This is a genomic window from Streptomyces ambofaciens ATCC 23877 (assembly GCF_001267885.1).
In the GTDB taxonomy this organism is placed as follows: Bacteria; Actinomycetota; Actinomycetes; order Streptomycetales; family Streptomycetaceae; genus Streptomyces; species Streptomyces ambofaciens.
On sequence record NZ_CP012382.1, the window covers coordinates 4896579 to 4910818 of the forward strand.

11 protein-coding genes are annotated in these 14240 nt (G+C 74.3%); 6 read left to right on the top strand and 5 right to left on the bottom strand.

Going from position 1 to position 14240, the window contains the following annotated elements; all coding sequences use genetic code 11:
* The first annotated feature begins 96 nt into the window (after positions 1–96).
* The 3 genes from SAM23877_RS39155 (at position 97) to sucD (ending at position 4296) form a co-directional block, all read left to right on the top strand.
* Positions 97–1119 carry a hypothetical protein gene (locus SAM23877_RS39155; protein WP_063796787.1) on the top strand — a complete coding sequence of 341 codons (1023 nt, stop codon included), beginning with the start codon at positions 97–99 and terminating at the stop codon, positions 1117–1119.
* A 1082-nt stretch (positions 1120–2201) separates the two neighbouring features.
* Entirely contained in the window at positions 2202–3383 is a 1182-nt protein-coding gene (sucC, locus tag SAM23877_RS21935; RefSeq protein ID WP_053135877.1) for an ADP-forming succinate--CoA ligase subunit beta, read from the top strand.
* A 28-nt stretch (positions 3384–3411) separates the two neighbouring features.
* Positions 3412–4296, top strand: coding sequence for a succinate--CoA ligase subunit alpha (gene sucD / locus SAM23877_RS21940; protein WP_003974163.1), 885 nt, complete (start codon positions 3412–3414; stop codon positions 4294–4296).
* Between the two features lie 246 nt (positions 4297–4542).
* Here the strand turns inward: sucD and SAM23877_RS21945 are convergent, their stop codons facing one another.
* A complete protein-coding gene (locus SAM23877_RS21945; RefSeq protein ID WP_053135880.1) occupies positions 4543–5880 on the bottom strand; it encodes a helix-turn-helix domain-containing protein in 1338 nt (445 codons plus the stop codon).
* Between the two features lie 96 nt (positions 5881–5976).
* On the opposite strand from SAM23877_RS21945, the gene SAM23877_RS21950 reads away from it, so the two are divergent.
* Positions 5977–7524, top strand: a complete 1548-nt coding sequence (locus tag SAM23877_RS21950; protein WP_244902988.1) for a cell division protein PerM — start codon at positions 5977–5979, stop codon at positions 7522–7524.
* Between the two features lie 182 nt (positions 7525–7706).
* Here SAM23877_RS21950 and SAM23877_RS21955 read toward each other — a convergent pair whose 3' ends face one another.
* Positions 7707–8519: a hypothetical protein gene (locus SAM23877_RS21955; RefSeq protein ID WP_053135883.1), complete on the bottom strand. Its 813-nt coding sequence runs from the start codon at positions 8517–8519 to the stop codon at positions 7707–7709.
* A 347-nt stretch (positions 8520–8866) separates the two neighbouring features.
* Here SAM23877_RS21955 and purN point away from each other — a divergent pair, with 347 nt between their 5' ends.
* Positions 8867–9505, top strand: coding sequence for a phosphoribosylglycinamide formyltransferase (gene purN, locus SAM23877_RS21960; RefSeq protein WP_053135886.1), 639 nt, complete (start codon positions 8867–8869; stop codon positions 9503–9505).
* Positions 9502–11067, top strand: coding sequence for a bifunctional phosphoribosylaminoimidazolecarboxamide formyltransferase/IMP cyclohydrolase (purH, locus tag SAM23877_RS21965; RefSeq protein WP_053135889.1), 1566 nt, complete (start codon positions 9502–9504; stop codon positions 11065–11067). Before purN ends, purH begins: the two co-directional genes overlap by 4 nt.
* Before the next feature lie 241 nt (positions 11068–11308).
* Here purH and SAM23877_RS21970 read toward each other — a convergent pair whose 3' ends face one another.
* From SAM23877_RS21970 to SAM23877_RS21980, 3 genes are all read right to left on the bottom strand, one after another.
* Positions 11309–11779 carry a hypothetical protein gene (locus SAM23877_RS21970; protein ID WP_053135892.1) on the bottom strand — a complete coding sequence of 157 codons (471 nt, stop codon included), beginning with the start codon at positions 11777–11779 and terminating at the stop codon, positions 11309–11311.
* Positions 11780–11876: 97 nt separating this feature from the next.
* Positions 11877–13442 (bottom strand): protein kinase domain-containing protein, encoded by a 1566-nt coding sequence (locus SAM23877_RS21975; protein WP_053135894.1) that lies wholly within the window; start codon positions 13440–13442, stop codon positions 11877–11879.
* Complete coding sequence (locus SAM23877_RS21980) at positions 13439–14185, bottom strand: FHA domain-containing protein (protein WP_053135896.1); 747 nt, start codon at positions 14183–14185, stop codon at positions 13439–13441. Before SAM23877_RS21980 ends, SAM23877_RS21975 begins: the two co-directional genes overlap by 4 nt.
* Between the last annotated feature and the right edge of the window lie 55 nt (positions 14186–14240).

Here is a 14240-nt window from a genome sequence, read left to right on the forward strand (position 1 = left end):
GATCGCGCGTCGTATCGACGCGTTGTTCGATGCCCGCGCTGTCCGGTGAGTTGTCCGGCGCGCGACCCGTTCCGCCGTACGGGAGGAATCTCCCCCTTGAGCTGGTCAGCAGTTCTGCCCGGTGCCGCCCTGCGCGTGATGCGCGCGGCGGCCGGGCGGCGTGCGCTGCACGTGGGACTGCTGGTGGCCGGACTGTTCGTGCTCGGGGTGCTGTACGGGGAACGGGCGCGGGCGGCCGGAGAGGCGCCGTCGGTGAGGGACACGGTCCACGAGGTGACCGGCGTCCCCCTGGACCAGGCTCGGGGTCGGGCCCGGGCCCTGGCGCAGGGTCGGAGTCAGGACCATGATCATGCCCAGGGTCGGGAGGCCGGCGCCCAGAAGTCCCGGACCGTCGTCGAGAACGCCGACGTGGTGCTTTCGGGGCTTCGTCCGCTGACGGAAGGCGTCGTCCGGCCCGTGGAGGAACGGGTTCTGGAGCCGGTCGGAAACGCGGTGGAGGCGGTGGGCCACGGGCTGGGTGCGGTCGTGCGGGCGCACGTGCCGCCGTCGGAGGCGCTGCCGCTTCCGTCCGTCCCCCCTCTGCCGTCCGCACCCTCGCTTCCAGGCCCGTCCGAGCTTCCGGGCCCGGCCGACCCGCCGGCCTCGCCCGGCCTGCCGGATCCGCCCGAGCTGACGGACCTGGTCGGCGCCGTGATGCCCGGCGCCCCGGCCCCGGAGCCCCCGCCGTCGGCCCCGCCGCCGGACGCCCCCGACGCTTCCGGTGCCTCCGAGGCCGCCGATGTCCGAGCCCCCGCCGAGGGAGCCGCAGGCCTCATGGCCGCCGCCCACGGGCCGGAGCACGTCGCCGAGGGGCCGTCCACCGCGGCCCGCGTCGACACGCGGCGCGCCCCGCTCGCGCCCGCCGGTCAGGCGCCCGTCCGCCGGGCACCCGCAGGCGACCCCGACGGCACGCTGGGCGCCGGGGCGGGTGCCGACCAGGGCACGCCGCGTCATGGCGACGCACACGCGGTCACCCCGCACCACCCGATCCCGTTCCGGCTCGTGCCCGGCGCCCTCGTGGGTGCCGACACGGCCGAGACCAGGGACCGCTACCGGGACATTCCCGTCTCTCCCGCCTAGGGCAGGACCTCTCCCCGTCGCGCACCCGCCGCAGCCCGCCGTACGGGGGCGCGGAGAGGTGAGCCCACCGCCCCCCTCCGACGGTTCCGTTGCCCGGACCCCGGACCCCGGACCCCGGACCCCGGACCCCGGACCCCGGACCCCGGATCCCGGACCCCGGACGACCGTCGCTTCTCCGAGCGGACGTCGCCGCCCTCCCGCGGAGCCGTCGGCCTCGATCCGCCGCCCTCGACGGCCGACCGCGCTGGTGCCTCGCCGGCCCGGCGGTCGGGAAGCGTCCCCGGGCCGACCGGCACCCTCCGGGACGCCCGCCGACCGGCCATGAGGTCACCGGCGTGCGGTACGTCGCCCGGTCGGTGGCCCCCGGCCCGCGCGACCGGTCTCCGGGACAGCGCGTACGGCGCGCCGGGCGACCCCGCAAGGGGTCTGACATCCGCCCACCTGGACATCAGGTGGGAGCACGAGCTTCGCGGGGCACAGGGCCTGGACGGTCCGGCCGAAAGCCGTCGGCCGCCGTCCGGCCGTAACCCCGCGGATCGGGCGGGGCGGTCCCCATTGGGGTGGGGACCGGCCGCCCGCACCTCCCGGGCCGCATCCCCGCGGCCCTACGGGGGCGTTCGACGGGCCTCACCGGGCCGACCCCAGCCCGGTGAGGCCCGCACCAGCCCGGTGAGGCCCGGACCAGCCCGTGGGCTCGCACCAGCCCGTGAGGCCCGCATCACCCCACTAGGCCGGCATCACCCCATCGAGGCCCGCACCACCCCACGAGGCCCACGTCAGGCCCGAGGCCCCCGTCGGCCGGCGCGGGTCCCGCAGTCCGGCCCGCTGCTCGGGCCCGCTCCTCGCGCCTCACATCCGGCACGCCGTGCCAGTGAGCGCGGCATCATGTGACAGGCATCACCGCTCAGGTGTGACCCACGATTTAGAGACCCTCCGCATGCGGCGATAACCTGCGAGACGGACATGCCGCGCGCTCGGTCACCGTGTGCGCCCCCCTTGTGACACAGCGGACGTCACGTTGCCCTTCGCGGCACGCCCACGCATCCAACGAACCGCGAGATCACTGATAGGGACGGAAGCGCGTGGACCTGTTCGAGTACCAGGCGAGGGACCTCTTCGCCAAGCACGATGTACCGGTGCTGGCCGGTGAAGTCATCGACACGCCTGAGGCGGCGCGCGAGATCACCGAGCGTCTGGGCGGCAAGTCCGTCGTCAAGGCGCAGGTGAAGGTCGGTGGTCGTGGCAAGGCCGGTGGCGTGAAGCTGGCCGCCTCCGCGGACGAGGCCGTCGCCCGGGCGACGGACATCCTCGGCATGGACATCAAGGGCCACACGGTCCACAAGGTGATGATCGCCGAGACCGCCCCCGAGATCGTCGAGGAGTACTACGTCTCCTTCCTCCTCGACCGTGCCAACCGCACCTTCCTCTCCATCGCCTCCGTCGAGGGCGGCATGGAGATCGAGGAGGTGGCGGCCACCCGTCCGGAGGCCGTCGCCAAGACCCCGATCGACGCGATCGACGGCGTGACGCCGGAGAAGGCGCGCGAGATCGTCGAGGCCGCGAAGTTCCCGGCCGAGGTCGCCGACAAGGTCGCCGACATCCTGGTCAAGCTGTGGGACACCTTCATCAAGGAGGACGCCCTCCTGGTCGAGGTCAACCCGCTGGCCAAGGTCGTCTCCGGCGACGTCATCGCCCTCGACGGCAAGGTGTCGCTCGACGACAACGCCGAGTTCCGACACCCCGACTTCGAGGCCCTCCACGACAAGGCCGCGGCCAACCCGCTCGAGGCCGCCGCCAAGGAGAAGAACCTCAACTACGTCAAGCTCGACGGCGAGGTCGGCATCATCGGCAACGGCGCGGGTCTCGTCATGAGCACCCTGGACGTCGTCGCGTACGCCGGTGAGAAGCACGGCAACGTGAAGCCCGCCAACTTCCTGGACATCGGTGGCGGTGCCTCCGCCCAGGTGATGGCGAACGGCCTGGAGATCATCCTCGGCGACCCGGACGTCCGCTCCGTGTTCGTCAACGTCTTCGGCGGCATCACCGCCTGCGACGAGGTCGCCAACGGCATCGTCCAGGCGCTGAAGCTCCTGGAGGACCGCGGCGAGAAGGTCGAGAAGCCGCTCGTCGTCCGCCTCGACGGCAACAACGCCGAGCTGGGCCGCAAGATCCTCACCGACGCCAACCACCCGCTGGTCCAGCGCGTCGACACCATGGACGGCGCGGCCGACAAGGCCGCCGAGCTGGCCCACGCCGCCAAGTAAGCACTCAGGACGAGGACACCAACACACCATGGCTATCTGGCTCAACAAGGACAGCAAGGTCATCGTCCAGGGCATGACCGGCGCCACCGGCATGAAGCACACCAAGCTCATGCTCGGTGACGGCACCGAGGTCGTGGGCGGCGTGAACCCGCGCAAGGCGGGCACCTCCGTGGACTTCGACGGCAACGAGGTACCGGTCTTCGGCACCGTCAAGGAGGCCATCGAGAAGACCGGCGCCAACGTCTCCGTCATCTTCGTGCCGGAGAAGTTCACCAAGGACGCCGTCGTCGAGGCCATCGACGCCGAGATCCCCCTGGCCGTCGTGATCACCGAGGGCATCGCCGTGCACGACTCGGCCGCCTTCTGGTCGTACGCCGGCAAGAAGGGCAACAAGACCCGGATCATCGGCCCGAACTGCCCCGGCATCATCACCCCGGGCCAGTCCAACGTCGGCATCATCCCGGGCGACATCACCAAGCCGGGCCGCATCGGCCTGGTCTCGAAGTCCGGCACGCTGACGTACCAGATGATGTACGAGCTGCGTGACATCGGCTTCTCGACCGCCGTCGGCATCGGTGGCGACCCGATCATCGGCACCACGCACATCGACGCGCTCGCCGCGTTCGAGGCCGACCCCGAGACCGACCTGATCGTCATGATCGGCGAGATCGGTGGCGACGCCGAGGAGCGGGCCGCCGAGTACATCTCGAAGAACGTGACCAAGCCGGTCGTCGGCTACGTCGCGGGCTTCACCGCGCCCGAGGGCAAGACCATGGGCCACGCCGGCGCCATCGTCTCCGGTTCCTCCGGCACCGCCCAGGCGAAGAAGGAGGCCCTGGAGGCCGCCGGCGTCAAGGTCGGCAAGACGCCGACCGAGACGGCGAAGCTCGCCCGGGCCATCCTCGCCGGCTGAGGACAGCCTGACCGGCCGAGCGCCTTCGCCGCGCCCGAGCCGAACGCACGCCGAGTGGCCCGCACCCGTGACACGGGGCGGGCCACTCGGCGTCGAAGGCGCCGCACGTCGTGCCCTACGACGGACACGCCGTACGACGCGCCGCGCAGGCACGTCGTGCCCTACGACGGACGTGCCCTACGACGGACGTGCCCTACGACGGACGCGCCCTACGACGCCCCGCGCAGGCCCTCGTGCGGGGGAGGGTCACTCCAGGCCGGGCGTCAGCCGTTGCGGCCCGTGCTGCAACTGGTCCCGCAGCTTCTGCCGCAGCTCCAGCTGCTCGTCCGACAGCGCGCCCGGCGCCACGGGGGGCGGCACTCCCCGCACCGTCTCGCCCGGGGACACGGGCGGCTCGTAGTGCGTGGGCGCGGTGCGCAGGGTCAGGGCCGTGGTGCCGATGAGGGCGACCGTGAACGCGATCGCGGCCCGGGTCAGGTACCGCGCCCGGCGTTCGCTGCCCCTGCGCACCGTCGGCGGCTCGGCCGCCCGCAGCCGCTCGGCCGACGCCACCTCCGCCAGCCTCCGGTGCAGCACCTGCGGGTCGGCCAGCTCGGGCAGCCGGTCGGCGACGGCCTCGCGGGCGCGCAGCAGCCGGTTCGCCGCCGTAGGGGTGCTCGCCTCCGTCTCCGCGGCCGTCTCGGGCAGACCGAGGCCCACACCGTCGTAGAGCACGAGCGTGCGGCGGCGCGGCGGGGGGAGGCGGAGCAGGGTGTTCAGCAGGGTGCGGTCGCCGGGGTCGACGGGCAGGGGCTCCGGGTGCCGGTGGCGCAGCCGGAACCGCTGCCACGGCGACAGCGCGTACTCGTACGCCGCGGCCCGGACCCAGCCCACCGGGTCGCGGTCGCGGGCCACCTCCGGCCATCGCTCCCAGGCGGACTGGAAGGCACGCTCCACCGACTCCCGCGCCAGTTCGCGACGACCGGTCAGCAGGTAGGCCTGCCGCACCAGGGCGGGGGCGCTGAACTCGTACAGCGCGTCGAAGGCCTGAGCAGGTGTCATGGAGACCGCTCCGGGGCGCGGCCCCGGCCCCGCCAACGCATCCGCACCCGCCCCCGGCTCCGGCCCGGAAACCGCGTCCGGACCCGTCTCCGTTCCCGCGCCCGAAACAGCCGGCGCGGGCCCCGCCTCTCGTGGCGTCCCCGGCTCGCGTGGCGCCCCCGGCTCTCCTCGCGCCCCCGTTCCCGGGGTCGCCCCGGAAGCCGGGGCCGAACCCGACTCCCGCCCGTCCAGCGGCTTCGCGGGGAGGACGAGGCTGTCGGCGGCCTCGTCCGTGGCGGCACCCGGCCCGGCGCCGACGGCCACGACGACGGGCACCGGCTTCGCCCGCCGGGACGCCGCCTCCTCGGCCAGGGTGTCGAGCAGCTTCGCGTACGCCTCCCGTTTCCGGCCGCGCGGAGTCGTGCGGCCGCTCTCCCACGCACGGACCGTCTCGTGGGTGACGCCCACCCGCGCCGCGAGCTGAGCCTGTGTCAGCGCGGCGTTCTCCCGCAGGCGTCGGCGTGCCTTGGGCGGAGGCAGCGGGGTCGCAGGGCTCCGTGTCACAGGACGCCCCTTCGTACGAAAAAGTACATAAACATATATTGAGCGACACAACGGTCGTTCGCCTGTTACGCCGGTAAAGCGCGTGTCGTTGGGAGCATGGCGGGCGTGACCCAGACGACCGCTCACCGAGCCCCGTTGTCCCTGCTGCACACCCGGTGGCGTGACCGTTCGCCCGGACTGGCCGCCGGCCTCCTGGGCGGCACGCTCGCCGCGGCCCTGGGACTGGTCTCGTGCGCCGCGCTCGTGACGCTGCTCTGGATCAGCTCGCCGTACCCCGACAGCGGGCCCGGCGGTGCCCTGCACGTCGCCGCGGCGCTGTGGCTGCTGGCGCACGGAGTCGACCTGGTCCGCCTCGACACGCTCTCCGGTGCCCCCGCGCCCATGGGCGTGACCCCGCTGCTGCTGCTCCTGCTGCCGCTGTGGCTGGTGCACCGGGCGGCCCGGGACGCCACGGACCCCGGGGACGGCGTGGGGGTGGCCGTGGGCGCGGGCCCGCGGGCGGGGGCCGGTGTGCGTCCGGGCGGGCTCCCGGACGCCGGACCGCCCCCCGTCTCCGCGCGGATCGCCTGGGCCGGGGTCGTCCTCGGGTACCTCGCCGTCGCCGCGCCCGTGGTGCTGTACGCGGCGGACGGTGTGCTGCGGCCCTCCTGGTGGTGGGCGGTGGTGTGCCTGCCGCTGGTCACCATGGGAGCGGCGGGCGCGGGCGTGTGGACGGCGTTCGGCCGGCCGGGCGGCCCGGTGGGGCGGGCGCTGCGCGTGCTGCCCCGGGAGCTGCGGGAGCTGATGGTGGAGCCGGACGCCCGCCTCGGCGCCGCGACGCGCGCCGCGGGGGCCGGCGCGGCCGTGCTGGTCGGGGGCGGGGCGCTGCTGCTCGCGGTCTCGCTGGTGTGGCACGGAGCCGCCGCCCAGGAGGCGTTCCTGCGGCTGACCGAGGGGTGGTCGGGCCGGCTCGCCGTGCTGCTCCTCTGTCTGACCCTGGTGCCGAACGCGGCGGTCTGGGGGGCGGCGTACGCCCTCGGCCCCGGGTTCGTGCTCGGCACCGGGCATGTCGTCGGCCCCCTCTCCTCCGCCCCCGCACCGCTGCTGCCGCCGTTCCCGCTGCTGGCGGCGGTGCCGGACGCGGGTCCGGGGACCCCGCTGCACTGGGCGGCCGGGGCGGTGCCGCTGGCGGCGGGGGTGGCGGTGGGCTGGTTCACGGCACGGGCCGCGACGCCGGTGGCGTCGGAGTACGAGGAGGGCGGCGGGGTGTGGTCGTGGCGGCGGACCGTCGCCGCGACCGTACTGGCCGCCGTCCTGTGCGCGACTCTCGTCGCCCTGCTGGCCGCGCTGGCGGGCGGTCCGCTCGGTGGGGCCGGCCTGGCCCGCTTCGGGCCGGTGTGGTGGCAGGCCAGTGGCGCGACGCTGGGCTGGATCGCGGTGGTGGCGGTGCCCGTGGCGTCGGGGGTGCGCGCGTGGCGGCGGCGTGGCGCCGCCGCCGGGGCGGCGGAGGAGCCGGAGCCCGAGAGCGGGGACCCGTGCGACGGAGGCGGGCGCCGGTGGGGCCTGGGACCGGTGTCCGAGGCGTGGCGCCGCCGGGGACGTCGGCGGGCGAGCGAGGACGGCGACGGCGAGGGGAAACGGCGACGGCGAGGGGGACGGCGCTGAGGGGGACGAGGGCGCCGTGCCCTTCGGGTTCTACGAAGGAAAAGGCGCCGACGCCGGCAAGGCGCCCTACGATCTCCTGTCGGCCGATCCCCCCGCGGAGCCGCCTCGGGCGCTCTGAGGGGTCACCCGCCGGCATCCCCCGGCGCCCCTTCTCCGGCGAACCGGGGAGCGGGCGGCGGGCGTCAGCCCTCCGTGCCCAGCAGGTCCCGGAGCTGTTCCGGGAGGTGGGTGTCGCAGGACTGCTTCGCCTCGTTGGTCAGGGCGTCGTTCCGGCAGGTGTAGTAGTCGTTGTAGACCAGCTGGGCACCGAAGGACGCGGCGACCAGCAGGATGCCCAGGGAAGCCGTGACCAGGCCGCTGATCGCGGCGGTCCGCTGCGGGCCGCCGGACTGGCCCGCGGGCGGGGCCGGGGTGTCCGGGTCGGAGGCGGCGCGGGGCTTGGCGCGCAGGGCGCTGATGCCCCAGTAGAGCGCCAGCGCGCCGAGCATCAGGGCCACGTACGGCCAGTTGAAGAGCGCGAAGAAGAGGGCCCACATGCCGCCCATCAGGGCATAGCGGGCACGCCGCTGCACGGGGTCCTTGGGGTCCCAGCGCGGGCCGGTGCCGCCGCCCGGACCCTCGGGACCGGAACCGGGACCGGGACCAGGGGCGCCGGGCCGCTCGCCGAAGCCGCCGGGCGAGCGGCCCGGCTGACGGTCGCTCCACTGCCGGCCCCACGGGGAGCGCCCGCCCTCGCCCCGGTCGCCGGACGAGCCCTGGGAGTCGTCGTCCCCCGACGGGTGCCGCGGCTGCCACGGGCGGTCCGGCGTGCCCTCCGGGGGCGGGGCGAACGGATTGTCCTGCTGGCCGGCGCCGTCCTGCCCGCCGCCGCTCCTCCGGTCCGAAGGGGTGTCGGGCGGCGAGGAGGGGCGCTCCCGCAGCAACACGGTGCTGCGCTCCCCTGGCTGCGCCGACTGCTGGGGGAGGGTGAGCAGTCGCAGGCTGCGGTCCGGCATCAAGTGAGCGTCTTCCCCTTGGCGATCGTGACGGTAAGGAACGGACGAACGGGTCGTACGACTGGTGAACGCGTGACGCGCGGGTCGCGTTCCCGGTCCGGCTCCACGCAGACGCTACCTTCCGGCCGCGCCCCCGTCCCGAGGGGGCCGTCCGGTGTGCCGGTATCGTTGCTGACGGTCGGCCGCTTCGTAGACTTCCCCGTATCCCGGGGCGCGAAGCATTCGTACGACTGTACAAACCGATGAACGTGCCCGACCGGCGGTCCCGTCCGACCGGCGGACGAGCACGGCCGACGGCCGTACGAGACCGACCGCACCGACCCGCTCCCCCGAGAAAGGCCCCCACCGTGGCCGCCAAGCCCGTGGCCCAGCGAGCCAAGCGCCTCGTCGTGCTGGTCTCCGGATCCGGCACCAACCTCCAGGCGCTCCTCGACGAGATCGCCGCCACCGGCGTCGAGGCCTACGGGGCCGAGATCGTGGCCGTCGGCGCGGACCGCGAGGGCATCGAGGGGCTGGCCCGCGCCGAGCGCGCCGGGCTGCCGACCTTCGTACGAAAGGTCAAGGACCACGGGAGCCGTGAGGAGTGGGACGCCGCGCTCGCCGAGGCCGTCGCCGCCCACGAGCCGGACCTCGTCGTCTCGGCCGGGTTCATGAAGATCGTGGGCAAGGAGTTCCTGGCCCGCTTCGGAGGGCGGTTCGTCAACACCCACCCCGCCCTCCTCCCCAGCTTCCCGGGAGCCCACGGTGTGCGGGACGCGCTCGCGTACGGCGCCAGGGTCACCGGCTGCACCGTCCACTTCGTCGACGACGGCGTCGACACCGGGCCGATCATCGCGCAGGGCGTGGTGGAGATCCGGGACGAGGACGACGAGAGCGCTCTGCACGAGCGCATCAAGGAAGTCGAGCGAAGGCTGCTCGTCGATGTCGTGGGGCGGCTCGCCCGCAACGGCTATCGCATCGAGGGACGAAAGGTAGTTATCCAGTGACCGCCGAGAGCAACAAGCGGGCCATCCGTCGCGCGCTGGTCAGCGTCTACGACAAGACCGGGCTGGAGGAGCTCGCCCGCGGGCTCCACGAGGCGGGCGTCGAACTCGTCTCCACCGGGTCCACGGCCGGCCGTATCGCCGCCGCCGGCGTCCCCGTCACCAAGGTCGAGGAGCTCACCGGCTTCCCCGAGTGCCTGGACGGCCGGGTCAAGACCCTGCACCCGAAGGTGCACGCCGGCATCCTCGCCGACCTGCGCCTGGACAGCCACCGGGAGCAGCTCGGCGAGCTGGGCGTGGAGCCCTTCGACCTGGTCGTGGTCAACCTCTACCCGTTCCGCGAGACCGTCGCCTCGGGGGCCACCCCCGACGAGTGCGTGGAGCAGATCGACATCGGCGGCCCCTCCATGGTCCGCGCCGCCGCCAAGAACCACCCCTCCGTCGCGGTCGTCACCAGCCCCGCCCGGTACGCCGACGTGCTCGCCGCGGTCAAGGGCGGCGGCTTCGACCTCGCCGCCCGCAAGCGGCTGGCCGCCGAGGCCTTCCAGCACACGGCCGCCTACGACGTGGCCGTCGCCTCCTGGTTCGCCTCCGCGTACGCCCCCGTCGACGAGACCCGGTTCCCGGACTTCCTCGGCGCCACGTACGACCGCGCCCACACCCTGCGCTACGGCGAGAACCCGCACCAGCCGGCGGCCCTGTACACGTCCCCCGAGGGCGGCGGCCTCGCCCGGGCCGAGCAGCTGCACGGCAAGGAGATGTCGTACAACAACTACACGGACACGGACGCCGCCCGCCGTGCCGCGTACGACCACGACGAGCCGTGCGTCGCGATCATCAAGCACGCCAACCCGTGCGGCATCGCGGTCGGCGCGGACGTCGCCGAGGCGCACCGCAAGGCGCACGCCTGCGACCCGCTGTCGGCGTTCGGCGGCGTGATCGCGGTCAACCGCCCGGTCTCCAAGGAGATGGCCGAGCAGGTCGCCGAGATCTTCACCGAGGTCATCGTGGCGCCCGACTACGAGGACGGCGCCCTCGAGGCCCTCACCAAGAAGAAGAACATCCGCGTGCTGCGGGCCCCCGAGGCGCCCGCCGCCCCGGTCGAGGTCAAGCCGATCGACGGCGGCGCCCTCCTCCAGGTCACCGACCGCCTCCAGGCCGAGGGCGACGACCCGGCCACCTGGACGCTGGCGACCGGCGAGGCGCTCTCCGAGGCGGAGCTGGCCGACCTGGCCTTCGCCTGGAAGGCCTGCCGCGCCGTCAAGTCCAACGCGATCCTCCTCGCCAAGGACGGCGCCTCCGTCGGCGTCGGCATGGGCCAGGTCAACCGCGTCGACTCCGCGAAGCTGGCGGTCGAGCGGGCGGGCGCCGAGCGCGCCGAGGGCGCGTACGCCGCCTCCGACGCCTTCTTCCCCTTCCCGGACGGCCTGGAGATCCTCACCGCGGCCGGCGTGAAGGCCGTGGTCCAGCCCGGCGGTTCGGTCCGTGACGAACTCGTCGTCGAGGCGGCCAGGAAGGCCGGCGTGACGATGTACTTCACGGGGACGCGGCACTTCTTCCACTGACGCGGTGCGTGAGGGCGCCCCGGTGCACCGGCACCGGGGCGCCCTCCGTCACGCGGGTGCCCCCGCCCGTGGCAACGCGGTCTCCGGTGGATACCGGCCCCTCGGCGCGGCCGGGACCGGCCGCGGTCCGACGGCCGCCCCGGCGGGTCGGTGGATCCCCGACGTCGAACGGCCCCCGTTCCCCTCCGCGGAGGGGAACGGGGGCCGCCGGTCGGCAGGCTCGCTCAGCGGGCCGTGCGGGTCAGCAGGGGCGCAGCGACCAGATCGGGTCCCAGGTCGCGGTGCCCGCCTGGTAGGCCGTCGAGGTCCAGCGGACGCTGCCGTCCCGGTTGAAGAACTTGGCGACCGTCCCCCGCGTCTGGTTGTTGGTGAACGGGCCGTCACCGGTCCAGTTGGTGACGTTCCACGTCTGGCACTTGTAGAAGTCGAACTTGGTGCCCTTGACGACCATGCACAGGTGGCCGTAGTCGCAGGCCAGGTCCTGGGCGCCCTTGGTCCTGGGCGCCTCGGTGACGGTCAGCCCCTCGTACCGCACCGCGTCCGCGGTCACCCGGAGAGGCTCGGGCCGGTCGGCCAGCACCCGGTCGGCCGCCTGCTGGAGCGCGGTGACCCGGGTGCCGGCCGGGTCGGCGGCGGTGGCCAGGGTCGTGGAGCCGGCGACCAGGGCGGCCGAGGCCGCGAGGAGCATCGCGGCGGGTTTGATGATGTTCACTGTGGTTCCCCCATGAACGTCGGTGTCGTACCGCCGAAGCGGTGTGCTCACACCGTGCCCGTGGCGCCCGCCGAGCGGTACCTGGCACCTCTCAGGGTCACTTCGCGCCCCGCGGCGTGTACTCCTTGAGGTGGTGAGCGACGCGGTCGGCGTAGTCGCGGTACTTCGGGGGAACCCCGCCCGCGTCGTTCACCTTGTCGTACGACGTCCGGTAGGCGACCGCGATCAGCACCCGGCGGTCGCCCGGCAGGCGGGCGTCGAGGCGCGGCGTGATCCAGCACAGGTAGCGGCCCATCGCCGGGATGGACTCGGCGGGCGGGAACGGCGGCTCGGGAACGGTCGCGCCGGGGGTGCCGTCCTCGTTCATCCACCAGCGCAGCACCTTCGGGGTCCAGCGGGCGATGCCGTACTCGTCCCGGGCCGGGTCGGAGAGGGCCGGGTCGAAATCGCTCTCCACCTTCAGCATGGCGGCGATCAGGGGCGAGCTGACGTCCTTGCGATCGCAATCGTGTGCGGTCTCGACGATCAGCAGGCGGTAGGCGGGCGGCACGCCCCGGTCGGTGCGCAGTTCGTCGGCGCCGTAGGAGGCGGCGGAGACGTTCGTCGCCGTGGCGCCGGTGCCCTGGGCCCCCGGACCGGGGCCGCCGCCCTCGCCGTCGCCGCGGACGGCGAGGCCGTACCCGAGCGCGGCGGCGGTCACGGCGGCGGTCGCGGCGAGGGTCACCCGCCGGACGCGGGTGAGGCGCGGCAGGACGGACCGCCCCGGACGGCCACCGGACGCGGCCGCCGCCACCCGTCGTGACAGGACGTCCGTGCCGATGCGTTCGGCGTGCGTACGGGTCAGACAGGCGCGCACGATCTCCCGCCACGCCTCGGGCAGTGCGGGCGACAGCCGCAGCTCCTCGGTGCCGCGGGCGTAGGCGGCGCCGGCGTCGCGGCGGGCCGTCGGGGTGCCGCCGGGCAGCGGGAAGGAGCCGCTGAGCACGAGGTGGGCGAGGACGCCGAAGGCCCAGACGTCGGCCGAGGGGCGGATGCGGCGGCCGCGTTCACCGATCTCGGACCAGAGCAGCTCGGGCGGCGTGTAGTCGGGGGTGGAGAAGGCGGGCGTGTAGGCGTGGGTGCCTTCCAGTTCGGCGGCCATGTTGAAGTCGGCGAGCCGGACCGAGCCGTCCTCCATCAGCAGCACGTTGGCCGGTTTCAGGTCGCCGTGCACCCACCCGGCGGCGTGCAGCTGGGCCAGGCCCTCGCACACCTGGGCGACCAGCGCGGCGCCGCCGGCGGGACACGGCCGCGCGGCCAGCAGGGCGGCCAGGGACCCTTCCGCCTTCTCCAGCACGAGGACGGTGGCGCCGTCGAGGGCGGGGCGGGCCGGGTCGTCGACGACCAGGGTCTCGTACATCCGCACCAGCCGGGGCCTGCGCAGCCTGCGGTGCAACTCGACCTCGCGTTCCACGAGTTCGCGCAGGTGTGTGAGCTGGCGCGGGGTGCCCGTCCCGGTGGGCAGGAACTTCAGGGCGGCCGTGCTCGGCAGTCCGCCGTCGGCGCCGTCGACGCGACGGGCCTCGTACACGCTGCCGAAGGCACCCGTCGCGATCGGTGCCCGCACCTCCCAGCCGCCGACCCGGTACCCCTTCGGGACGACGACGGCGTACGGCTCGGTCACCGGGGCACCCGTCGCGGGGGTGCCGCGAGGACCATGAGGTCGTCCTCCCGTACGAGGTCGAAGCGGAGCGCCATGGAGACCAGCGACTCCTTCTTGCCGTTGAGCCGCGCGCCCGCCTCCGCCGTCTCCGGCCCCGGCTTCAGGCGCAGCTTCACCGCCAGGTAGTCGATGTTCCACTGGACGGTCGTGCGCGAGGCGGCCGGCCAGCCGGGCCGCAGCCGCTCGACGACCTGTTCGACGGTCGGCAGCGGCGCGTGCGGCGCCCCGCGCAGCCGCGGCTCGCACAGGGCGGCCAGGACGGCGAAGTACCGCTTGGTGCGGTCGACGGAGAAGGCCGGGGCGGTCGGCTCGCCGTCGGTGCCGTCCTCGGCGCGCAGGTAGTCGTGGCGCGGCGCCCACACCTCGACCGGCAGCAGGTCGCCCGCGGCGGGCAGCACGATCCGGGAGAACTCGAAGGGCACCGGGGCGTCCAGCCGGCCCGGCGCGACCTTGATGTGCTCGCCGGCGCCCTCCGGGTTCTCCACCACGTACGTCTGGTGGGCCGAGAGGTTGCTCACGGTCCAGAAGGTGCCGTGCGCGGTGATCTCACCCGCTCTGCGGGACACCCCGTCGTGCGCGATCAGCAGGCCGCCCTCGGGCACGGCCCGCCCGAAGACGAGCCGTTCGCCGGGGGCGAGCCGGAGTTGGGTGCGGGTGCGTTCGTCCTCCGTGGTCGGCGGAGGTACCACGATGATGCTGTACAAGGTGCGTCTCCCCGTGCCTGACGGCTGCCCGGGCCAGACTATTGCGACGCACCAG